The organism is Clostridium beijerinckii (assembly GCF_018223745.1).
Lineage (GTDB): Bacteria > Bacillota > Clostridia > Clostridiales > Clostridiaceae > Clostridium > Clostridium beijerinckii.
Genome location: NZ_CP073653.1, coordinates 5,443,814 through 5,468,593 on the forward strand (window position 1 = coordinate 5,443,814; position 24,780 = coordinate 5,468,593).

The 24,780-nt window shown below is 29.9% G+C and carries 21 protein-coding genes; 3 read left to right on the top strand and 18 right to left on the bottom strand.

Translation table 11 applies throughout. The annotated features are described in order from the left end of the window. Positions 1-42: 42 nt before the first annotated feature. On the bottom strand, positions 43-1,305 hold the full coding sequence (locus tag KEC93_RS24065) for a methyl-accepting chemotaxis protein (protein WP_023974376.1): 1,263 nt from the start codon (positions 1,303-1,305) through the stop codon (positions 43-45). 668 nt (positions 1,306-1,973) lie between these two features. Between KEC93_RS24065 and KEC93_RS24070 the strand changes: the two genes are divergently transcribed. Next, on the top strand, positions 1,974-3,164 hold the full coding sequence (locus tag KEC93_RS24070) for a pyridoxal phosphate-dependent aminotransferase (protein WP_039770800.1): 1,191 nt from the start codon (positions 1,974-1,976) through the stop codon (positions 3,162-3,164). Between the two features lie 94 nt (positions 3,165-3,258). Here the strand turns inward: KEC93_RS24070 and KEC93_RS24075 are convergent, their stop codons facing one another. After that, on the bottom strand, positions 3,259-3,783 hold the full coding sequence (locus KEC93_RS24075) for a putative ABC transporter permease (protein ID WP_077867715.1): 525 nt from the start codon (positions 3,781-3,783) through the stop codon (positions 3,259-3,261). A 300-nt stretch (positions 3,784-4,083) separates the two neighbouring features. On the opposite strand from KEC93_RS24075, the gene KEC93_RS24080 reads away from it, so the two are divergent. Next, positions 4,084-5,295 carry an alanyl-tRNA editing protein gene (locus tag KEC93_RS24080; RefSeq protein WP_039772973.1) on the top strand — a complete coding sequence of 404 codons (1,212 nt, stop codon included), beginning with the start codon at positions 4,084-4,086 and terminating at the stop codon, positions 5,293-5,295. A gap of 461 nt (positions 5,296-5,756) precedes the next feature. On the opposite strand, the gene KEC93_RS24085 is transcribed toward KEC93_RS24080, so the two are convergent. The 16 genes from KEC93_RS24085 to KEC93_RS24160 form a co-directional block, all read right to left on the bottom strand. Then, positions 5,757-6,488 carry a GntR family transcriptional regulator gene (locus KEC93_RS24085; RefSeq protein WP_023974380.1) on the bottom strand — a complete coding sequence of 244 codons (732 nt, stop codon included), beginning with the start codon at positions 6,486-6,488 and terminating at the stop codon, positions 5,757-5,759. Between the two features lie 178 nt (positions 6,489-6,666). Further along, the gene (locus KEC93_RS24090; protein WP_077867714.1) at positions 6,667-7,509 is read right to left on the bottom strand and encodes a fructoselysine 6-kinase; all 843 of its coding nucleotides are present in this window, start codon (positions 7,507-7,509) and stop codon (positions 6,667-6,669) included. A gap of 26 nt (positions 7,510-7,535) precedes the next feature. Then, positions 7,536-8,504: an SIS domain-containing protein gene (locus tag KEC93_RS24095; RefSeq protein WP_077867713.1), complete on the bottom strand. Its 969-nt coding sequence runs from the start codon at positions 8,502-8,504 to the stop codon at positions 7,536-7,538. A gap of 499 nt (positions 8,505-9,003) precedes the next feature. Further along, complete coding sequence (locus KEC93_RS24100; RefSeq protein WP_077867712.1) at positions 9,004-9,837, bottom strand: transporter substrate-binding domain-containing protein; 834 nt, start codon at positions 9,835-9,837, stop codon at positions 9,004-9,006. Between the two features lie 324 nt (positions 9,838-10,161). Beyond that, a complete protein-coding gene (locus tag KEC93_RS24105; RefSeq protein WP_012060953.1) occupies positions 10,162-10,368 on the bottom strand; it encodes a heavy-metal-associated domain-containing protein in 207 nt (68 codons plus the stop codon). 149 nt (positions 10,369-10,517) lie between these two features. Continuing rightward, positions 10,518-12,947, bottom strand: a complete 2,430-nt coding sequence (locus KEC93_RS24110) for a heavy metal translocating P-type ATPase (protein ID WP_077309780.1) — start codon at positions 12,945-12,947, stop codon at positions 10,518-10,520. Between the two features lie 153 nt (positions 12,948-13,100). Next, the gene (locus tag KEC93_RS24115; protein ID WP_012060955.1) at positions 13,101-13,367 is read right to left on the bottom strand and encodes a metal-sensing transcriptional repressor; all 267 of its coding nucleotides are present in this window, start codon (positions 13,365-13,367) and stop codon (positions 13,101-13,103) included. A gap of 268 nt (positions 13,368-13,635) precedes the next feature. Continuing rightward, positions 13,636-14,121 carry a PTS sugar transporter subunit IIA gene (locus tag KEC93_RS24120; RefSeq protein WP_077309782.1) on the bottom strand — a complete coding sequence of 162 codons (486 nt, stop codon included), beginning with the start codon at positions 14,119-14,121 and terminating at the stop codon, positions 13,636-13,638. Between the two features lie 8 nt (positions 14,122-14,129). Further along, positions 14,130-15,458 (bottom strand): 6-phospho-alpha-glucosidase, encoded by a 1,329-nt coding sequence (locus tag KEC93_RS24125; protein WP_077867711.1) that lies wholly within the window; start codon positions 15,456-15,458, stop codon positions 14,130-14,132. 21 nt (positions 15,459-15,479) lie between these two features. Continuing rightward, complete coding sequence (locus KEC93_RS24130; protein WP_041900332.1) at positions 15,480-17,075, bottom strand: PTS transporter subunit EIIC; 1,596 nt, start codon at positions 17,073-17,075, stop codon at positions 15,480-15,482. Between the two features lie 240 nt (positions 17,076-17,315). Next, positions 17,316-18,041, bottom strand: a complete 726-nt coding sequence (locus KEC93_RS24135; RefSeq protein WP_031276441.1) for a MurR/RpiR family transcriptional regulator — start codon at positions 18,039-18,041, stop codon at positions 17,316-17,318. A 185-nt stretch (positions 18,042-18,226) separates the two neighbouring features. Beyond that, the gene (locus tag KEC93_RS24140; RefSeq protein ID WP_077867710.1) at positions 18,227-19,990 is read right to left on the bottom strand and encodes a sensor domain-containing diguanylate cyclase/phosphohydrolase; all 1,764 of its coding nucleotides are present in this window, start codon (positions 19,988-19,990) and stop codon (positions 18,227-18,229) included. 300 nt (positions 19,991-20,290) lie between these two features. After that, the gene (locus KEC93_RS24145; RefSeq protein ID WP_077867709.1) at positions 20,291-21,478 is read right to left on the bottom strand and encodes an amidohydrolase; all 1,188 of its coding nucleotides are present in this window, start codon (positions 21,476-21,478) and stop codon (positions 20,291-20,293) included. 50 nt (positions 21,479-21,528) lie between these two features. Then, positions 21,529-22,557: a CPBP family intramembrane glutamic endopeptidase gene (locus tag KEC93_RS24150; protein ID WP_023975960.1), complete on the bottom strand. Its 1,029-nt coding sequence runs from the start codon at positions 22,555-22,557 to the stop codon at positions 21,529-21,531. Between the two features lie 23 nt (positions 22,558-22,580). Further along, a complete protein-coding gene (locus KEC93_RS24155; RefSeq protein WP_077867708.1) occupies positions 22,581-23,378 on the bottom strand; it encodes a carbon-nitrogen family hydrolase in 798 nt (265 codons plus the stop codon). A gap of 100 nt (positions 23,379-23,478) precedes the next feature. Then, a complete protein-coding gene (locus tag KEC93_RS24160) occupies positions 23,479-23,823 on the bottom strand; it encodes a phenylpyruvate tautomerase MIF-related protein (protein WP_077867707.1) in 345 nt (114 codons plus the stop codon). Positions 23,824-24,370: 547 nt separating this feature from the next. On the opposite strand from KEC93_RS24160, the gene KEC93_RS24165 reads away from it, so the two are divergent. Further along, the gene (locus tag KEC93_RS24165; protein ID WP_077867706.1) at positions 24,371-24,760 is read left to right on the top strand and encodes a response regulator; all 390 of its coding nucleotides are present in this window, start codon (positions 24,371-24,373) and stop codon (positions 24,758-24,760) included. The last annotated feature ends 20 nt before the right edge of the window (positions 24,761-24,780 follow it).

Below are 24,780 nucleotides of genomic sequence, written 5' to 3' on the forward strand. Positions count from 1 at the left end.
CAATCTTATACTAATTGTTCATTGTGCATTATATTATATATCCTATAGTTTGAACTTTGAAATAATACTGCTTAGTTCTTCTGCCTTAATAGCTTCCTTACTTATTGTTTCAACTACTTGTTTCATAGCAGTTGATGTATCGTCTATTCCCTGTTGTATGCTATGTGTACTACCGGAAACCTCCTCAGAATTTTTTGCAGTATTTGATATAGCTGCACTAACCTGTTCAATTGATGCATTTACATGTTCAGACATCTCGGCTATTTTTTTAGACATTGCACTTACAAACTCACCATCTTTAGTATATTGTAAAGCGATACTTCCGTATCCTTCTAAATCTTCTTTTACATTAGTTTTAATAAAGCCAATTATTTCTTTACTATTCTCTGAAAGATTATTAAATGCTTTTTCTACTCTTTCTATAGTATTTTGTATAGTAATTACAGATGATGCTGACTCCTCTGCAAGCTTTCTCACTTCCTCCGCAACAACTGCAAACCCCTTACCTGATTCACCCGCTCTAGCAGCCTCGATTGCTGCATTCAATGCTAACAAATTAGTTTGCTCTGCTATACTAGCTATTGAGTCCGCCATTACTTTTATCTCTTCTACTACCTTTGATTCTTCTATTGCTTTCTTTATATGTTCTTCCTTTTGGTTATATACAAGTGCTGTATTTTCAATTGCTCTTCTGCTATTTTTTTCTACAGCCTTAGCTCTTTCCTTTATACCATTTGAATTATCATTACCTTTTTCCGCTTGTGCTTCTAATTCTTCCATATTGGCATTTACTTGTTGAATTGATGCATATACTTCTTCAACATTGCTACTATTATCTTGTGTTTTTGAATCGATTTTTTCAAACTCTAGATTTATATTTTCCAAACTAGTTGATATTTCTTGAACAACCGCAGATGCTTCTTCACTTAAAGCGGACACATTTGTTGCGTTATCTGCACACACTTCTATCATATGCCTTAAATTATCCTGAGCTTTATTTAAAGCTTGTCCTATAAATCCAAATTCATCTTTTCTTGTAATTGTAATATTAGTTGAAATATCATATTCGCTCATTCTTTCTGCTAACTTCTTTATTTCATGTAGTGGTGTAATTATTTTACCTAATGTTGTAACTACAAATGCGCCCCCTAATATAACGGCAATTCCTACAGCTATAGCCGTAAGTGTCGTACTAGTTTTTATCCCTATTCCTATCCCAATTCCAACTAATGCCATTATGAAATATCCAGAGAAAATTTTCACTCCAACAGACTGTAATAAACTAATTTTTTTGTCTTCGTTCATTTAAAACACCCCTTCTTTCTACTTTGTCATCTAATTAATACTTATACTTAATTTTATTAAAATCATATATACTTTGATTTTTAACGACTATAATTACCTAATATCTAAAAGCTTCTCTGACATTATTAGATAATTAATATAGTGTTATATTAATCTATAATAACTATTATCCACTGAAACCGTTCTACCATATCTCAATACCTAATGTAAAATTTCTACTTTTTTGTACACATATTAGCATATCATGCGATTTTTTTATTTTCAACCACATTAATTAAAGTTTCACGTTATTTTAAGCTTCACTAAACTTAAATTAATATTGAAATATATAATATAATTTCTAAGCGCTCACTAAGATACATATTATATTTTAAAAATAAATTTATATATATTGTAATTCACAATGCACAATTCATAATTTTGGGTAAAACCTTTTTAATATTTTTAGAATTATGATGAAGGTTTATTTTTGCAATATATACATAAATCTTACAAGTTGAGTTCCAAATTAAAACTAAAATTATGTAAATTTAATTGTAATATATTCCTAAATAAATCACTGTGTTATTAATTATTATTACAAAATGTGATAAACTATATATATCAATCAAATTGAATGTACTTTCAAAAATTATAATAAAATTTAAATATAAATCGGGGGGCTAGAAATGATATCAAATAAAATGAAATCTCTTGTTGCAAATAATTCCATTATAAGAGCTATGTTTGAAGAAGGAAAAAGATTATCAGAAATATATGGAGAAGAAAATGTTTTCGATTATAGTATAGGGAATCCAAATGTTGAACCTCCAAGTAAAGTAAAGGAAGTTATCTTTGAAATTTTGAATGAAGAAACACCAAATTTAGTACATGGTTATATGAACAATTCTGGCTATGATGATGTTAGAACAAATATAAGTAATTTTATAAACAGAAAACATAATTTAACACTTTCTAAAGATAATATTGTTATGACTTGTGGGGCTGCAGGCGGATTAAATATAATCCTAAAATCTATATTAAATCCAGATGACGAAGTTATTACTTTTTCTCCTTACTTTGGAGAATATGGGAACTATGTAAAAAATTTTGATGGTAAACTAGTGACTTGTCCTACTAACATTGAAACTTTTGAGCCTGACTTAAAGGCTTTAAGTGAGGTTATTACTCCTAGAACAAAAGCTTTAATAATAAACAACCCAAATAATCCTACCGGTGTTATTTACTCAGAGAAAATAATAAAACACTTAGCAACGTTACTTAATAATAAGCAAGAAGAATTTAATACATCAATATATTTGATCTCTGATGAACCATACAGAGAAATTGTTTATGATGATATTGAAGTCCCTTGTATTTTAAAATATTATGATAATACTTTCATTGGGTACTCTTATAGTAAATCTTTATCTTTGCCTGGTGAACGTATTGGTTATGTAGTTGCTAACTCATCTATGGCTGATTTTACAGATATGATGGCTTCACTAAATATTGCAACTAGAATTTTAGGATTTGTAAATGCTCCATCTTTATTCCAGAGGGTAATTGCAAAATCCTTAGATGCTGAAGTGGATGTAAATATTTATAAGAAAAATCGTGATCTTTTATATAATCATTTGATATCTCTTGGTTTCACTTGTGTTAAACCACAAGGTGCATTTTACTTATTTCCAAAATCACCAATCGATGATGATAAAAAATTCTGCGAAGATGCAAAACAATTTAATTTATTACTTGTTCCAGGCTCTTCGTTTGGATGCCCTGGACACGTAAGATTAGCTTATTGCACTTCATATGAGAAAATAGAAAAATCTTTGCCTGCTTTTGATAAGTTAGCTTCTCTATATAATTTAAAATAATAAATTATATAATTTAGGTAGATATAAATATTACTCAAATAATATTTATATCTATTTTTATAAAAATATGATTTCTATTATTTTTTCAATAAAATTACTGTATCATTCTAAGCTTCTCATATTCTAATTTCTTTACAGTTATATATAGGTCTATTAATAATATAGAGCCTCCTAAAACTACAAAGATATTAATAATTTTCATATTCTCCATATATAACTCATATAAACTGGGTTGCAAATAATAAAGGCCAATAAGGCTAAGCACCATCCAATATATAGAGAATCTAAGAGTGACAAATCCATGAATATTATACCTAAATTCAGAATAATCCCAGTATACTTTGTTAAAAGAGTGCTTAAGTATATACCCACTTATATATTCTACTGTCGTTGGTATTAAGAAACATAATAATATTAATGGAATTCCAGAAATCTCTAACAGTTCATTGCATATTATAAGAAACATAACTGCCATTCCGTACATCGGCTTAAATGGTCCTACTAAGAAACCATCCTCTTGAAACTTTTTTGTAGTTGAAAAACTATAACCTTCCTCTAATATCCACCCTATAAATGAATAAAATATAAAATTAAATATCAGATAAAACACTACATTCATATTAATCACCTCTTCTAAATATCAAGACATAAAAGATATATATCTTTTTGTACACCTAAAGTCACTAATATTATTTGTAGGGCTTAACTCTTTTATCCCGTAAAAAACTTCTACTATAGGGTAATAATAATTTTTAAGGAAATTTTGTACCTATTTCTTGATTCTTAAAAATGCAATATTAATGAACTATCTGCTATAATGATATTATTGAACTTTTCTTAGACTCAGGTTAAACAAACTATAAAAATTATTTATAGCTGAGCCTTAGATATTATTATATTTTAGGAGGCTAATTTACATATGGAAAAATTATATTATGATAATCGATACCTTAAAGAATTTACTGCTGAAATTATTGATATAAAAGAAATTGATAATAAATTTCATGTTATATTGGATAAAACAGCATTTTTCCCAGGAGGTGGCGGACAAAGCTGTGATATTGGAACTCTAGAAGATCAAAAAGTTATTGATGTATACGAAAAAGAGGAAATTGTTTATCATGTGGTTGAAAAGAAACCACTCAAGATACATAAGGTTAAATGTTCAATTGATTGGGATAGAAGACAAGATGGTATGCATCAGCATTTAGGTCAACATGTTTTATCAGGATCTTTCTTCAACCTTTTTAACGCTAATACTTTTGCTATTCACCTAGGTTCTGATATAAGCACAGTAGATATTTATGGTGTCTTAACTGAAGAACAAGTTAGAGAAGCAGAAAGACTTGCTAATAAAGTTATAGGGGATGCCCTACCTGTAGAATCTTTTGTTCCAACTAAAGCCGAACTTAAAAAGTTATCTCTTAGACGTGCTCTTCCAAATACTGAAGAGGATATTAGAATCGTAAAAATAGGAGATTTTGATATTAATGCTTGCTGCGGACTCCACCCTACATCTACTCTTGACTTAAGACTTATTAAAATAAAAAAATTTGAGAAACATAAAGAGGGAACAAGAATAGAGTTTCTAGCTGGCGAACGTGCTATTTCTGATTCATTTAAGAAAGATGAATTTCAAACTTCTATATGCAGATATTTAAGTTGTAATGAAAATGAAGCTATAAATGGTATAAAGAACTTAAATCAAAATCTTCGTGAAGCTAATGAAACAAATAAAAATCTTAACATTCTACTAGCTAAATATCAAGTTAAGGAAATTCTTGAAAATGCAGCTAAAATAAATAATGTTAAAGTAATTAAACAAATATTTGATGGTGAAAACCTAAAGTATGTGAATAACCTTACTTCTAAGCTTATCGAAAATGAGAACACAATAGCTCTAATGGCAGTAAAATCTGATGAAAAAGTAAATCTATTATTTGCTTGTTCTAAAGACATTAAAGATATCAAAATGAATGAACTTTTAAAAGATGCTATATCTCTTATCGATGGAAAAGGCGGCGGAAGTCCTTTCCAAGCTCAAGGAGCAGGAAAAAATAATTCAAATTTAGAAAGTGCAATGGACTATGCATTTAATAAAGTATCTCAAATTATAGGTGTTGCGAACTAGGTGAAATATAAAAATACTTACAATATGAAGAAATTTTAAGTTTACTGCTAAACCTTCGAAAGGGAATATGCGTTTGTTTCGGTCCTTTGAAGATTTTGCTTAAGTGTTCTAAGAGCACAATCCACCATATTTATTTCTAATTATTTCGCGCCTAGATATCTAACCCAAACCCAAACATATAATTTTAATTGTAGTATATACCAGAAAGAAAGGTCATACTTTTGTGGAAGTGTTGCATTGAGCATTTAGCTGTAGATATTTCCCTTAGTAGAAGTTGTTCCATTTTTGCTTGTCACGAGCTTGCCTCGGGAGCATGCAGGAATGGTGCAATTTTTGCTATTGGAAATTCACAGCTAAATACTCCAGCAACCTGGAACAAATGCATGACCTTTCTTTCGGTTTTTATCTATAACTTTAGGTATCTAGTACTTCTCAATATTTTACATTTAAGAATTTATATACTATGATATTACGAATTTATATCTTTCGCCTATAACGTACTGTTTTCCTATATGTACCGGTCTATTCTTATCATCATAAATAACAGTCTTTATATAAAACAAAGGTTCACCCTTTTGCACCATCAATAGCGCAGCCTCTTCATCCATAGCTTTTGCAATTTCTATTGTGGTATGATCATTTCCTGAGTTAGGCGAATCAGATGGATTTATATCATATTTATCTCTTAATAATTCATATAGTGAACCACTTAAATCTTCTGTTAGTAAAAAATTAAACCTTTTAAAAGAAAAATAATTATTTTCTAGCATTAATGGATCTCCACCTGCAAATCTAACTCTTTGAATATATATTAACTTATCATCATCATCTAGTTCTAGAGCTTTCTTGTCTTCTATTTTGGGCTCCATTACCTCTCTTTTAATGATTTCATTAGTTACTTTTAAGCCACTGGCCTCACAGGCAGCAGTAAAACTAGATAAATATTCAATTTTCCTCTGAACTTTTGGCTTACTTACAAATGTTCCTTTTCCTTGTTTTTTTATAATAAAACCTGACTCAACTAATTCATTTATAGCTGCACGTACTGTTATCCTACTAACATTATATTTTTCACTTAACTCAACTTCTGTTGGAATCTTATCTCCATATTTTAATTCTCCGCTCGTTATTGAATTACGTATAATATCCGCTAATTGTTGATATAAAGGAATAATATTATCTTGTATTAGCATATAAAGACTCCTTTTAAACATCTATAATATTAACTATATACTATCACAACATTTTTGAAACTTCAATTAATCTATTGTTGTGATAATATCAATTCTTTGATTTATTACAGTAATCTTAAAATAGCTGTTTGATATTGCTCATTAAATAATAACTATTCAACAGCCACTATACTTTTAATTAATATTTTTTACCATATCCAAATGAGCCTTCTACTAGACATGTTTTAGCTGAAAATATAGCACCTTCATTTAGACTTTCTTTAATTATATTTTCCCTATCCAATTCATTTTCTTTAATTTTGCTTATGTAATTTATCAAGAATGCTGTTATTAATGAATCTCCTGCTCCCATTGTATCTACAGCTTCAACAAGCTCTGGCTCTTGTGAATAGAACTTAGTTCCATCATATAATAATGCACCTTTTTCTCCCATAGTAACTACTACTATTTCACTTCCAAGCTTATGAGCTTTCATCACTAAATTAAGCATTTCATCGGTCTTTAAATGGCTACATGAGAAGAAACTAAAATCTACTTTAGGCGCAATTCTTTCGACTTCTTCAATTGTAAAATCATCAGAGAAATCAAAAGATATTGGAATGCTTAATGCTCTTATTTTATCAAGCTCTGGTTCCGTATATCCGTATAAACCTGCATGTAGTAAATCAAAAGTTTTAATGTATTCTAAATCATCTTGCGTAAGATTTAATCCATTTTCTCTTAAAACTCCACCTTCATTGCTTCCAAGAAAAACTCTATCACCATCTTCTAAAGTTACTCTTGCGCATCCATTTTCTCCATTAAAATGTCTGCACTTTGAAATATCTAAGCCAAGTTCATGAATTGTATTTTGAACATGATCTGCTTCAGCATCTGATCCAAATGCACCTAAAAATGCCGAATTTATTCCTATTTTTTTTGCATAAGCTGCAAAATTTAATGCATTTCCACCTGGATACATTGTTCTAATATGCTCATATTTATCTACAACGTTATCTCCTAACCCAATAACTTTTACCATAATATCTTCTCCTATGCTAAAATATTTTAATATTCAACTTTTCCCATATATCTTCTAGTATCTAAATCATGGTTTCTAAGTTTTGCTAATTCCCCTCTATACACACATAAGATGCTATAGAATACTATAGGATTAAAGAATTCAACTACTGAACTATCAATTACACTAATTCCAAGTTCTTTGCAATCAACGACTTCAACTTTTGCACCATATTTATTTAGGAATTTAAGTGCTCTTTCATCTAATTCTCTAGTTCTGCCTTCATTCATTAATAATAAATATAATGTTTCTTTATCAGTTACCTCAAATGGTCCATGGAAGTATTCCCCTGAGTGCACTGCTGATGCATTCATCCATTGCATTTCCATTAGTGAACATATTGAGAATCCATAAGCATGCCCATATGATGCCCCGCTTCCTAATACATATGTTATTGGCTCATCTTTATATTTTTCTGCATATTTCTTTGCTCTTTCTGCAACTAAACCTTGGCCTCTTTTTACAACATCATTTACAATCTTTAAACCTTCCATAAATTTATTATATCCTTCATAAACTTCTGTTTGATTTAATATTTCGACTGCTATATTTAGAATTATTGCCATCGGATTATCTTCTACGCTTGTATCATTTCCCCATTCGTAAAGGATATTATAATCCGCATACTTAATTAAATCTGCATCCTTATTATGTGTTAATGTTATAGTTGCTGCACCTTTCTCACTGGCTACTTTAGCCGCTTCAACTGTTTCAGGAGTATTTCCACCATGTGAGCATACTATTACTACCGAACTTTTTCCTAATGATTTTGGTATCGCATGTACAAATTCATTACTTGTATATGATAAAGCCCTTAATTCTCTTGCTTCACTTTGTAAAAAATATTGTGATGCATACATATCTACTAAAGACCCTCCACATGCTACTAAAAACACTTCCTTTATTCCATCTTCCTTACTTGATCTAATTTTCCCTACGATTTCCCTAATATTCATTGTTATTCCTCCTATATATTTATAATCTCATTCTACGAATTTATATTTTTTACATTGGCAAATGCTTAAGATCATTAACCCAAATAGTAACGTATAAGCATATAGCATTTTTACTTTTTTAATAAGTACATTACTTACTGCAACTAATAAGCTATTTATCTCTTTTTACCTTGCGTAACTGTATCATAATAACGTTACTACTAATCTTGGAATAAACATTTTTCTTAATCGAACTTATTGATACGTATTATAACGTATTGTATAATGTTATGCAACTTATTTTGAACTTAAATAGTAAGTATATATTTTCTGATTAAACAGTGTAATTTGCTAGAAATATTATTCACCAATTATTTGAGTATATTATATAGATACTTTTTCTCGAACCTGATTGACCTATTGCAAAAACATCTCCCTTTAAAATATAAAATTATTGATGTAAGGTATCAGTAACTTCCTTACATCAATAATTATGTAAATGATCAAACTTTATTCGGACCTAATCCATTAACTTATTTGCCTCTACAACAAATTCATCAATTTTTCCTTCATCCTTTAATCTTTTTATTGTTTTGTTGATTTCTGTTTGCAATTCAGTCGAACCTTTCCTCATTGCTATCGCTGCTCCATCTTCTTGCGCCTCAATAGTTACAGAAGTCAATTCTATATCATTGTTTTTATCACAATTAAATTTAGCCACTGGTGAATCAAGTAATATTGCATAAACTTTTTTATTCTTTAAATCAAGTACTAAGTCAGTAGCTTTTCCTAATCCCTTCACTTCCGCACTTGGTAAGTTATCTTTTACTAAGCCTTCTTGAACTGATCCCTTTTGAACCCCAATTTTCTTATTTTTCAAATCATCCATTGATTTTATTGAATCTGCTTCACCTTTTCTTACTATAAATATATTTTTCTCTTTATTGTATATATCTGAAAAATCAGCATTTTCTCTTCTTTCATCAGTTGGATTCATTGCAGCAAATACTAAATCGGACTTTCCTGCCTGAAGCGATACAAGAAGTCCATCAAAATCCATATCCTTAATTTCAAGTTCTACACCTAAATCTTTAGCAACTTCTTTTGCAATACTTACGTCAATACCTACAATTTGATCCTTACCATCTATTTCTTTATGAAATTCATATGGTGGGTAATCAGCACTCGTTCCAACTACAATTTTGCCTTTTGATTTTATATCACTTAATGATGATGACTTAACATCTGAATTTTTGCCTGAACTATTAGTGTTACTACTACATCCTATAATTCCAAACGCTATACTGCTAATTGCCACAAATACTATTAACTTTTTTAATAAAAATTTTTTCATATATTGTCCCCCTTTAAATTTTATCGAAGTATTATTCTTTAGTATTTTTCTACTAATTGAATAATATTGCTATAAGATAAAAATGTCAATACATTATAATGATGTTTTAATACGTATTAATAAGTAATAGTATTTTATATGCATATTATTTTTTTCTATAACTGTTAAACAGATAGCTCAAATTAATAAAAATAAATAGTTAACAACACGGAAAATAAATCCTTGTTGTTAACTATCTATAAAAATTGTTTAATCTATTCTTTAAATTCATTAAATTTAGAAATTTTACGTTTAACCAGATTTTTTGAAAGAATATTATTTGTCTTATTCTTCTATTTTAACTACATCATAGCCTTCTTCTTCAATAGCTTCTTTTATTTCTTCATTACTATTTTCAGTTTCAACTGTTGCACAATTGTCCTTAAGACTAACTTCAACTGAAGTTACCTTATCCAAATTTTCTAGTGCTTCCTTTACATGAGCAACACAATGTTCACAACTCATTCCTTCAATTAATATTTTCTTTTTCATATCTATTACCTCCCGTTTATTAATGATTAAAATTTAGAAATCAAAATATAGATATTTGAAATACTTTTCTTCAAGCATCTAGATGTAATTATCTACTACCTAAGAAATGTCCTAATATTCTATTTTTGCTTATCATCATATCTTATTGATTAGGCTTTAAAATTTTTAAGTCTTAATGCATTTGTAAGTACTGAAACAGAACTTAAGCTCATTGCTGCAGCTGCTATCATAGGATTTAATAATGGACCTCCAAATACATGAAGTATCCCCATAGCAACTGGTATACCTAGTACGTTATATCCAAATGCCCAGAATAAATTTTGTTTTATATTTTTAATGGTTGCTTTACTTAGTTTTATTGCTGTTATAACATCCATCAAATCGCTTTTCATAAGAACTATATCTGCTGATTCTATTGCGACATCAGTACCTGATCCTATTGCAATTCCAACATTAGATTGAGCTAATGCTGGTGCATCATTTATTCCATCCCCAACCATAGCTACCTTCATGTTCTCTCCTTGAAGCTTTTTGACTTCATTAGCCTTGTCTTCAGGCAATACTTCAGCTAGCACTATATCAATTCCAACTTGTTTTGCTATTGCATCTGCAGTTTTTTTGTTATCTCCAGTAATCATAGCTACCTTTATTCCCATGTTATGAAGAGCTTCTATAGCTTTTTTGCTACTTGGCTTAACAGTATCTGCAACAGCTACTATTCCACTTAAAGTATTATCAACTGCTACATACATAGGAGTCTTACCTTCAGCTGCTAATCTATCACTTTCATCCGCGAACATAGCAATATCAATATTTTTTTCTATCATTAATTTTTTATTTCCAAGTAAAATATTTTTTTCTTCTATCTTAACTTCTATTCCATGTCCTGGAATTGCATTGAATTGTTGAATTTCTTTAAGTTCCAAGTTTTTATCATTCGCTTCTTTAACTATTGCTTCTCCTAACGGATGCTCTGAACCTTTTTCGCTACTTGCAGCTAAAATTAATATCTCATCCTCCGAAATTCCATTTGTTATTATATCTGTAACCACTGGTTTTCCTTCTGTTATAGTCCCAGTTTTATCAAATACTATAGTTTTTATACTATGAGTAGTTTCTAACGCTTCACCGCCTTTAATTAACACACCATTCTCTGCGCCTTTACCTGTTCCAACCATTATTGCAGTTGGAGTTGCAAGGCCTAATGCGCATGGGCAAGCTATAACTAGTACTGCAATAAATATTGTTAGAGAGAATATTGTTGTTTCTCCTGAAATTAACCATCCTATTGAAGCTATTATTGCTAGCATTATAACTATTGGCACAAAATATGCTGATATAACATCTGCAAGTTTAGCTATTGGAGCTTTAGATCCTTGTGCTTCTTCAACTAACCTAACTATTTGTGCAAGTGCAGTATCTTTTCCAACCTTAGTTGCTTTATACTTTATAAAGCCAGTTTTATTGATACTTGCTCCAATTACACTACTTCCTACAATCTTTTCTACAGGAATACTTTCCCCTGTAAGCATTGACTCATCAATGGATGTACTGCCATCAATAATTTCTCCATCTACAGGTACCTTTTCACCTGGTTTAACTAAGACTATATCACCAACAATTACTTCTTCTATAGGTATTGTAATTTCAGCATTATTTCTTATTATTGTTGCAGTTTTAGGTGCTAACCCCATTAGTGCTTTAATAGCTTGTGATGTTCTTCCTTTTGAAACTGCCTCCAGATATTTTCCAAGTGTTATTAAAGTTAAAATGACTGCTGCTGACTCAAAATATAAGTGCATAGCATATTCAGTTTCGCCTGTTTGTATTTTATAAATTCCAAATATTCCATATAAAACTGCTGCTAAAGTACTTATAGCTATCAACGAATCCATATTAGGACTTAGTTTAAATAAATTCTTTATTCCAATTAGATAGAACTTATATCCAGCTATCATTACAGGTATTGTTAATACTAATTGAATCACAGCAAAATTCAATGGATTCATCATAGAATCAATAATATATGGAAGAGGCATACCTAACATATGTCCCATAGTTATTACTAAAAGCGGAATTGCAAATATTAGAGATATAATAAATCTCCTTAATAACAATTGACTTGCCTCTAGTTTTTTCTTTTCTTCAACTTGCTCTTCTTCCTTAATTAGCTTATACCCTGCTTTATCTACAGCAGCTTTAATTTCACTATATCCAATTTCATCTTCATCTATATTTATAGTCAACTTCTCTGTTGCTAAATTAACAACAGAATCTTGAACCCCCTTAAGCTTTTTAGTAACTCTCTCGACTCTACTTGCACACGCCGAGCATGTCATTCCTTCAACTTTAAAAGTATAAGTCTTCATATTCTTCTTAACACCGTAACCGGCTTTAACTACGGTTGCTTCTATATTTTCATTATTAAGTTTGTTTTCATCAAACTCTACGTTCAGCGTTTCTGTTGCAAAGTTAACATTTGCGCTATTTACGCCTTCTAACTTTTTAACAAATCTTTCAACTCTATTTGCACATGCTGAGCATGTCATTCCTTCAATTTTAAATGCTTTTTTATTCATACTTCACCTCTTTACTTATTTAGCATATACTTTAAAAATTTACATTAAGCTAATTTTAACTTCACTAAGCAATTTACAACTTTTCTCTATATTTAATTAATGCAATAATGCTTTTATATTTTATTTCATATTGTCATCTCTTAATAATCGGTTCTATTTTGAAAGTAACTTTTCTAAAACTTTATTAAATTCTTCTATTTTCTCATCTGGATTGTTGTTATAGCAAGCCTCTTTTACACAATGACGTAAATGGCCTTGCAAAATCATTAAATCTGCTTTTTTTATTAAAGATTGAACTGCCATCAATTGATTTGCAACATCTATGCAATATCTATCATCTTCAATCATTTTTATTATTCCTTCTATTTGACCCTTCGCTGTTTTTAAAGATTGTAATGCTTTTTTTCTTTCCTCACTCATTTCTTCCTCCCCTCCCCCTGTGTAGGGGGGTCTTATTAATTTCATTATATATTAATAAATTATTTTGTCAATATCATTTCTAATATATTCTTACGATTATCTTGCTCTTCTATCTATTCTTATACTCACCTTGAATACTCATTTTTTTATTCTAGGCACTTAACTCCACGTTCCCATAATGCCGTGATAAGATAAAATGCTGGCTTTAACGTAGAATTTGCTAAAAAAATAAGCTCCATATAACAATGAAGCTTATTTCTATAAATATCTATTTATATTCAATTATAGGGCTTTCTTTAACTTTCATAATTTCTCCGATATGAAAATTTAGAATTTCATGGCCATTTAAATTTGGAATAATAAGCATTGTTATATCTTCTATTTCTTTTTCTTTTAGGAGTTCTTTATCGAATTCTAAAAGTAACTCACCTTTTTTCACGTATTTTTCTTCTTCACAATACAAATTAAAGCCTTCACCTTTCAAATTTACAGTGTCAAGTCCCACGTGAATTAGAATTTCTACTCCATCCTCTGTTCTTATTCCTATTGCATGCTTGCTTTCCTTCATTATTGTAACAATAGTCCCATCACATGGTGAAAATATTTTATTAATACTTGGTTTAATAGCAATACCTTCGCCCATCATTTTCTGAGAAAACACTTCATCTTTAACTTCACTTATATCTACGCTGACTCCATCTGTAAAAGCATATAATAATTTATTTTTATTCCTTTTTAATATATTTTTAAACATTCTCTATCCTACTTCAATTCTGGCCAATATTCTTTATTAGCTTCAATCATATCATCTAGAATCTGTTTTGCTACAAATGCAGATGGAATTGTTTTGTTCATAGTAAATGCCATAAGTGCTTTTTCATATGAGCCTTCAATAGCAGCCTCAACTACAAGTTTTTCTGATGCTTCTTGTTGTTCAATTATTCCTTTATAGAAAGTTGGTATTTCTCCTACACGTACTGGTTCTGGTCCATCTTTAGTTATATATGCAGGTACTTCTACCATAGCATCGTCAGGTAAATTTTTTATTGCCCCATTATTTTCTACCATAACTAGGTGTCTCTTTCTTAAATCAAAAGCTAAGCTCATAGCAACTTCAACAATAAATTCTCCATGCACTCCAGTAAAGAATTGTGTAAGATCAATTTCTCCTGTAGCATTATATTGGTCTACAGCATCAAATATCTTCTTCTCTCTTCCTTCCATTACTTCATTAGCTCTAGTATGATTTTTATCTGCTTCTTTTACAATGCTATCTCCTAAAAGATAATATTGCATATACGTATTTGGAAGATATTTAGGGAACATTTGCATTATATGTTTAGCATTATCAAATGTATGAAGCCATGATGCATCATTATGTCTTACTTCACTTCTTGAATCCGGTGGAATATAACCATGTTCCTTTACATATGCTTTTAACTCCTCAGTTTTATCTTCACCACTAACTCTAATTTTTGTAAACCAACCAAAGTGATTTAATCCAAAATAATCTGCTTCTATATCATGTCTATCACAATCTAAGATATTAGCCATATTTCTCATAATTGCAACTGGCATATCACATATATTTAAAATCCTTGCATTTGGTCTTAACTTATACATAGCTTTTGCTACAATAGCTGCTGGATTAGAATAATTAACAATCCAATAATTTTTATTTGCATATTTTTCACAAAAATCTATCATTTCAACCATAGGATATATTGTTCTTAATCCATATGCTAATCCTCCAGGACCACATGTTTCTTGACCAACCACATCATATTTTAGTGGAATTTTTTCGTCTTGTTCTCTCATCTTATATAATCCAACACGCATTTGAGCAAAAACAAAATCTGCATCTTTAAATCCTTCTTCTGGATCAGTTGTAAGAACAAGTTTTACCTCTGGATCAAACATTTCTACTACTTTCTTTACTATCACTCCTACTTTATTTTGACGTTCCGCATTTATATCATATAATCTTAATTCTGATATTTTAAAATCCTCTTTCTTTGAAAGTAAACTCTTTACAATCCCTGGTGTATATGTGCTTCCTCCGCCTACTATTACTAATTTAAATTTTTTCATTTTAATAATTCCTCCTTCATTTTATTCTGCTCTGTCTAATGCTTCATCTACTATTGTTCTAATTTTATTAATTGAAAGGCCATATACAACTTGTATATTATTTCCCTTTTTCACAACACCTGCTGCGCCTGTTCCTTTTAAAGCTTCTTCATCAATTAAGGTGCTATCTATAACATCCACTCTAAGTCTTGAAAAACAATTTTCTACTGTTACTATATTTGCTTTTCCACCTAATGCTCTAATTATTGTTAATGCTTTTTCATCATCGTTATTAGCTTTACTATTATTTTTATTTTCTGATTTCATATCTTGCTTAACTTTTGCTGCATTCTCATTTAAATCAATTACAGCATCTGTATCATTCTCTTCTCTTCCAGGTGTTCTTAAATTCATCTTCTCAATCATAAATTTGAATACTAAGAAAATCACAACTATTTCAACTAATCCTACTAGTATATACACAGGCCAATGAGTTTTACCTATACCTGCTGGCAAGTTTATTACTAAAAAATCTAATATTCCATTGGTTGCACATACTCTTACATTTAATAGGTATACAAACATTTGGAATAATCCATCAATTACTGAATAAACAAACCATAGTAATGGTGCAGCAAAAATAAATGTAAATTCTAATGGTTCTGTGATACCTGCGATTACTGCTGTTAAAGTTGATGGTATTAATTGTGCCTTTAAATTACTACGCTTTGCTTTTTTAGCAGTGAAGTAAAATGCTAAGGCAACTCCAATTACACCAAAAGTTTTAACTAATCCATATGTTAAAAATCTTGCTGAGTCAGGCATAATAGAGATTGTTGAATCATTAAGCAATGCTAAGAAAACTGGTTTCGCTCCAATTACATTTTGGCCATTTATTATCATCTGATCACCAACTGCTGAATATAGGAATGGAGACCAAATTAAATGATGTAATCCTGTTGGAACTAAGAATCTATTTAAAAATCCATAAACAAACACTCCAGCCGCCCCTGCAGAACTCATAAATCCAGTAAGAGCTGTGATTCCAGCAGCTATTGTAGGCCATACATATGTGGTACCAATACTTAATATAGCTACTACAGGAATCATGATAACGAATACAAACTTACTATTACCGTATGGAGCCATAGCGCCACTAAATTCTTTATCTATATATTTGTTATGAACTATAGCAACTAGTACTCCTAGAATCATTCCTAGAAACACTCCCATATCTGTCACATGGAATCCTAGTTGGATTGTCTGCCCAGTTCCATATAAAGCTGATGCTGTATCACCTTTAATTATTTTTCCAGATAGCTCTAGCCACTTACTATTCGCGCCTAGGAACAAAATATATGACATAATGGAAATGAATGCTGCTTCCGCTTTTTTCTTCTTTGACATCCCCATCGCTATTCCGACACAAAACAAAATGCTTAAGTTCCCCATAATCGGTGATAACATTCCATTAAAGAATTTTCCTGTTACCCAAATTGCTCCGCCTTCTTTTACAAATGTTGTATTGGTGAAAACTGCTGTTAATGCAATCAACATACCTACAATGGGTAAGAATAAGACCGGTCCAATCATAGCTTTGGCAAATTTCTGCATACTATTTAAAATCTTATCTTTCATTTAAATATTCCCCTTCACTATTTTATAATTTTCTTTGGGTAATTACCTGTGAGAATAGGATATCATTATTAATAGATATTGTTAATAGTTTTAAACGTTTCAGCAACATGTTGACTCAAAAGTAAACATGTTTACCTTTACACACAAAAAAGCTATCTCATTAGTTAACCTTGAGATAGCTTTATATATATAATTTCGGTAAGTTTCCACATGAGTATGACTAGTTTGGATATCTATATTTTATAAATTACTCATTACCTTATCTAGCAAATATTCCATTACAATCATTACCCTAGCATAAAAATAGTTCGCGGTAAGATTTCTATCATCTAATTCTTTATCATCCAATATCATAAAATTTAAGGTTGCCTTTTTAGCCATGTGATTCTCTGGCTTACCAGTAAAAGTTATAATATCCAATTGATTTTTTGATGCATAATCAATCACTTTTGTTATACTTTCCGTTTCTCCACTTTTAGATATTCCAATAACTAAGGCGCCTCCTATTTGATTGCTGTCATATACTCCATAAGAATTTGTTTTAATGCATTTAAACCCAAGCACTAACATCTTTCTCCAAAAGAAATCTGCAATCGAATCAGAGAATCCAGTGGCTGTTATGAAAATTATATCTTCTCTATGTTTAATTATCATAGAAATGAAATCTTCTATTTTCTTATTTTCAATTTCTGATATGAAGCTAGTAATATCAGAGGTATGTTCTTGATTGTTTTGATGATTTTTTACTATGAAGTTTAGTCGATATATCATATCGACATAGCCTGTATAACCTAGCTTCTTTGATAGCTTTATTATTGTTGCCGCCGATGTATAATTAATTGTTGCAACATCTCTTACACCTTTAGTTAAAACAGAATCAATATTAGTTAATATGTATTGCAAAACCTGTCTCTCTGTTTCTGAGAGCTTGTAATTATCAGCTATTTTATAAATATCAAATTTCATATCACACCTCCAATATAATGTAATTACTTCATATGATATCATACTTATATCTTTATTACTTAATGAATACATAAAAAAATCCCTTAACGTAGGGATTGTAATCAAAAATTGCAGCTTTCATTAAGTTACTTATATCTCACATCATGAATATCTTCTCTCTTATTATAAATTCCCAATAGATTTTATTATTCCTCAATTTCTTCTAAGTATTCTATAAATGCCTTAACTATAATTGGATCAAATTGCTTCCCTGAACATCTTTTTAATTCTTCAATTGCTTCTTCTTTATTCAAACATTTCTTATAAATGCCATTGTTCGTCATAGCATCATACGAATCTGCGACACTAACAATTCTAGATACCAGTGGTATTTTCTCTCCCTCTAATTTAAGCGGATAGCCATTTCCATCCCATCTCTCATGATGAGCTAAAACACCTTTTGCTACATTATCTAGTTGATTTGAGGCTTTTACTATCCTATATCCCTTTTCTGTATGAGTTTTCACTACTTCAAACTCATCTTCTGTTAACTCACCCTTCTTAAGTAATATTTCTTCATTTATTCCTATTTTCCCTATATCATGAAGCTTAGCAACTATTGTTAGCTCATCCATTACCGACATTGGAAGCGATAACTTTTCTCCTATCGCAATAGAATTTTCTAATACTCTATCTGTATGTTCTTCAGTTTCCAAACTCTTAGCTTCTAAACCCATTTGCAGAGAATACATTATAGAACTATTAAGACTGGTTTTTTGTAGCAACTTTTGCCTATATACCTTATCATCTGCTTCTTTTAATGCTTGATATATACTCTTATTCAAGCTATCCGCTACTGATGCACCTAAAGATATGCTCACATTGATTAAATCGTGCTTATACATTTTGCAACGATCAAATATATTTTTAATAATGATTTCACATTCCTGTTCAGTTGTATTTTTACTTAAAATTACGAATTCATCTCCACCAGTTCTGAAAATCAACTGTTTTTCACCACATACATCTTTAAGTGCTTGGGCTATTAATCTTAAAAGTTCATCGCCTTGATCATGACCTAGCGTATCATTTACTAATTTTAGTCCATTGGCATCCCCCATTATTACTCCTACCGGAAGATACTCTTCACCTTGGAACTCTTTCACTTTTTCTTCAAAATATGTTCTATTGTATAAACCTGTTAAAATATCAGTAAAACTTAATTGCCTTAATTTTTTCTCTGCTTCTTTTTTCTCAGTTATATCTAATACTAATCCTACAACACCTGAAACATCACCACTCTTATCGATTACAGGTACTTTTACTGCTTCTGTATATATTTCCTCTCCATCTCCTGAGTAAAGTATTGTTTCAGCTTTTATACTTCTTTTGTTTTTTATTACTTCATTATCTTCTCTTGAATATTTTGCAGCCAATTCTTCCGTTGGATGTATATCAATATTTGTCTTTCCTACTACTTCTCCTATACCATCCTTATTATAGAATTCATCAAATTGCTTATTTACATATACATATCTGCCTTCTTTATCTTTAAAAAATACTCTTCCTGGAAGTGTATCCATTACAACTTTTAATATGTTTTCTTGTTTCTCTATAATCTTATCTTTTTCTTTTATAATATCTAAATTTGCATATATGCCAGCTACAGCAAATACTTTTCCCTCATCAATTAGCGGAACTATAGTAATTTTTCTGCGCTTTCCATCAAGGTACCCTTCTTCAGTTAATGGCTTTAAGGAGTTTATAACTTGATTGCAATATTTAATACATTCCTCTCTTACAACACCATCAAATATCTCTGCATCATTTTTTCCAATAAATTCTTTATTTATATCTTTATATATAGCTTTGTATTCTTTATTTACATATATAAATCTCAATTCAAGGTCTTTTATCCATATAGGCTGTGGAAGATTATCTGCTAATGATTTAAATAGCTTGTACTCCATCTCCTCATTTTCCCTCCTTTGAATTCCAATCTGCCGTAATAATTCTCAGAAATGATTCATCATAATAATCTCTAATAAACTATTTGGAATATTTATGCAACTATTTCCTCAAATTTTACTAATTACAACCAACTTATCACACTTTGTAATTTCTTTCAATCATTGCAATCATTTGTTAGGGACTTATTTTAAAAATTGAAATTCAATTTCTTTATTAAACTTAATCACTAGTAATGTAGCTTTAAAACTTTTAATTCTTTACTATATTACAAAATAAATATTTAAATTAAGTACCTTTATCTACTTAATCTTATGTTTATATTTCTTATCTATTATCTCTTTTAAAGCACCTTCTGCTAGTTGTGCAAAATATTTCGAACTATTTAAAATTGCCTTCTCATCAACTTTATATTCCGGGTGATGGTGCGCATAAGATTTTCCTGTTCCTACAATTATAAATGCACCTGGTATTTTTCTTTGATAATACGCAAAATCTTCACCCTCTAGACCCATAGATATTCTTCTAACATCATATCCAGCTCGTTTTCCAATTTTAGTACTAAACTCTACCCATTCTTCAGTATTATTTGTTGCCGGAGAACCTGAATGCCAAATAAGCTCTGCACTTCCACCAAAAGATTGTGCTATTCCTGATACCATTTCATTCATTCTCTTAGCTATTAATTGACGTATATTCTCATCTAATGTTCTTACTGTGCCTTCAAGATATGCTGATTCTGGAATTACATTCCACGTATTTCCTCCTTCTATATGAGTCACACTTAATAGCGCTTTTTCTGTTGGACCTATATTACGACTGATAATTGTTTGAAGTGATGTAACTATGTTACTGGCAATTATAATTGGATCTATTCCTTTTTCCGGCTTAGCAGCATGGCTACCAATTCCTGTAATATTTATTTCAAACCTATCGACTGCAGCTGTCATTGCTCCAGTTTTTATTCCCATTATTCCAACTTCTGAATCTGAAACATTGTGTATTCCAAAAATTGCATCCACATCATCTAAAACACCTGTCTCTAAAATTTTTTTAGCTCCATCCGCACTTTCTTCACCCGGCTGAAATATAAATTTTACTGTTCCTATTAATGACCCTTGATGCTTTTTAACTAAATATGCTGCACCTAAAATCACCGCCATATGAAAATCATGACCACAAGCATGCATCATACCATCAACTTTAGACTTATAACAGAGACTTGTCTCTTCTTTGATTGGTAATGCATCTATATCACATCTGATAGCGACGACAGGACCATTAGGATTTCCTTTTACCTGTGCTACAAGGCCTGTATCCAAAGGTAAATCAAGAATATCTATATCTGCTCTTTTTAGCAAATCTTTTATCCGTTGTGTAGTTTTATATTCCTCATTAGACAATTCAGGATTCTCATGTAGTTTGCGATATACTTCTATAAGCTCATCATTTAAATTCTCTATTATAGATAACAATATTTTATTTGTCATATTAATCCTCCTTTAAATTCATAAAATAACCTTTTGTCCTTTATAGTAGATTACTTTGCTAAATTAGTTGCTGCCATAGTTACAACGATAAATATTATATAGAATACTATATAAGCCCTCGACCACGCTCCACTAAAAGAATATCTTACTTTCTGGTGAGTCTTTAATATTCTTGTATCCTCTTTTACTATTTCTAAAAATTCGCTTTTATACTTACTAATAAATAGCAATAATGCAGCTACACCAACTAAAAAGTACAAAGTTCCAAATGTATACTCCAATATAGGCATCTTTAATAAAGATATTCCTGTTGTAGCAAAAGTTATCGTATTATTAAATATATGAGCTATCATCGACGGTATAATAGATTTTGATTTAATTGCAATAAATGCTAAAACAATTCCCATAAGTATTGGATTTATGAATTGAACTAGGTTTAGATGAAACATGGAAAAAAGAATTGAAGAAACAATCATTGCTGTTAGATTCCCATACTTCTGCATGCTTCTGAGTATAAATCCCCTAAATATAATTTCTTCTAAAATTGGTCCCACTAAACATACATATATTAAAAATAATATTAAAAAAGTGTTTTGTTTAGGGAAACTAAAATCTGGCTGTGGAATGTTTAATCCTAAAATCTTAAAAATTGTTGAGTATATCATATATACCATGCTTGAAATCATTCCTACCCCTATACAAGAAGTTGCTCCTAATAATACAAACATCTTATTTGACTTATTCTTTGAAAATATTTCTTGCCTAAATTTCACCTTTATAGTTTTTATTGCTATGAGAATTGCTATAAGATCCCCAACTATACATGTAAAATATCCAGCAAAAAAATTATATGCGTCACTTGAAAGTCCTAAAATTATATTTTCCTTTAGATTAGTTACTGCATTGAATCCTATCATTGGTCCTATAAATTTTATAGAAAATGTCATTATAAACACTAATCCATATGTTGACAATACTAGCGCAAGAAGTATCCTTGCACAGTTTCCGCCGCTTTTTTTTATATCCTTTTTTAATGCGAGCTTTCTATATTCAATTTCTTCTTGAAAATCATTTATCATAGCTTTACCTACCATTCATTACTTTAATGTAAAATAGAATTGCAATTACTTATAGCTTCATATAAATCTTCTCTTCTATCCTTCTTTATATCAAACTGTTCTTTAATCGCTCTTATCATATCTATTTTTAACTCTTTTATAATTAGTGTTTCTTTCTCAATTACCTCGTTCAATATATTACCATCTGGACTTATAAAAACTGATTTTCCATTATAATGAAGATCATTTCCAATTCCTACTCTATTTATCCCTATTATATAGCATTGGTTTTCTATAGCCCTAGCTTTCAATAAGGTTATCCAATGCTTCTCTCTTTCTTTAGGCCAATTAGCCGCTATAGTTATTATTTGCGCTTCTTTAGATGCTATTTGAAATATTTCTGGAAACCTTAAATCATAGCAGATAAATGGAGCTATTTTAAATCCATCAATCTCACATGTGAGTATCTTATCTCCTTTATGATATTTATCATCCTCACCACTGTAGGAAAATGGATGTATTTTCGTATATTTAGTTAAGCATTTCCCTTCTCTTGACATAATAATATATTTATTGCTACCCATTTTATCACTTTTTACCGCAACACCAATTCCTATATTTATATTATTATCCTTAGCATTTTTTCCAATCCATTTTATTATTTCATCTTCAGATAATACAAGCTTGTTTATATTCATGGTAAAACCCGTTAAAGCCATCTCGGGAAATAGGATTAAATCGACCTTATTTTTCGAAGCTCTTTCAATGAATTCTTCAACTTTCTTCATGTTTTTATTAATATTCTCCCAGACTATATCTATCTGTGCAATTCCTATAATCAAGTTGTACCTCCTTCAATATTATAAATAAAGGATACTATGTGCATTGTTACATCAGAGTACCCTTTACTTTAGGTCGCCTATATCTAATTACCAGCCGTGGTTAAAAATTCTTTCCATTCCATCCCCAATTTGCAACTTCCTCATACTTGACGTATATCTTATCTTGAGGTATGTCTAATTCCTTTTCATATATGTTACAAATTTCTGCTGTTAAAGCATCATATGCATCCTTACTTGATTTTCCAAATATTTTTACTTCTATGAATGCACCCTTTTCTAATTTTTCTCCTCCGAAATATAATGAGTAATTGTCTTCGAAGCCTACCATCAAAAAGGTTTCACTTTTTCCTGGAATCAATTGTATTGCTTCCCCTAATTTTTTCTTTATAATTTCCTCTTTTTCTTTTGAAATTTTTACACTAACTTTTGATCCTATAAATGGCATCTCTTGTTATCTCCTTTCTACATATACATATATAAATATACTAAATTATACCATAATTCTATATATTTGATTATTATTTGCAAGTACATACTTAATTTATATCATAATTTTTAATATCACATTCAGTTTTATTACTCCGATAAATACCACCTTAAAAATTGATTATTTAGTTTTAATTATATCACATCTTGTACTAGACCTTACCACTATGTTTGATTCTCCTCTCTTAAGTTTTATAAGAATACTATATTAACTTAGGAATACTATAACTATTCTAACCTCTTACCTTCTAAATATAGTATGTATATATTTTAAATATGTAATTTATTCCTTTTGTATATATTCATCGCTTCTCTTATTTTTTAGTTGTTGAACTTCATTTGTTAATCTCATAATTATTTTAATATTAGATACTGAAATAATTATAAGAAAAAACTAAAATTTGGTTAAACTTTTTTCTAAAATATGTTATATTATTGATAGTAGGTATTAATTTTGTAAGTATTTAGGTGTTGACTTTTAAGTTTTTTTGAGAGGGGATTAAATTATGAATGTCGATAAATCAATGTCAAAAATTTTGATAGTTGATGATAATATTGCTAATGTTTTACTACTTGAAAGAATGCTTAACATATCTGGTTATAATAATATAAAAAAATTAACAGACTCTAGAGAAATTTTAAGATTATATTCTACATATAAACCTAATTTGATACTATTAGACTTTAGGATGCCATTTGTTGATGGACTTCAAATTATAGATGAACTAAATCTTATAAAGGATGATAGTGAACTATCTATAATTATGATCTCTGCTGAAAACGATAAAGAATACTATGATAAAGCGTTGGCTAAAGGTGCTGCTGATTTCATTACTAAACCATTTAATTATAATGATATAATTTCAAAAATTACGAGTACCTTGGACTGTTTATGATTACCATGCATAGTGGATGA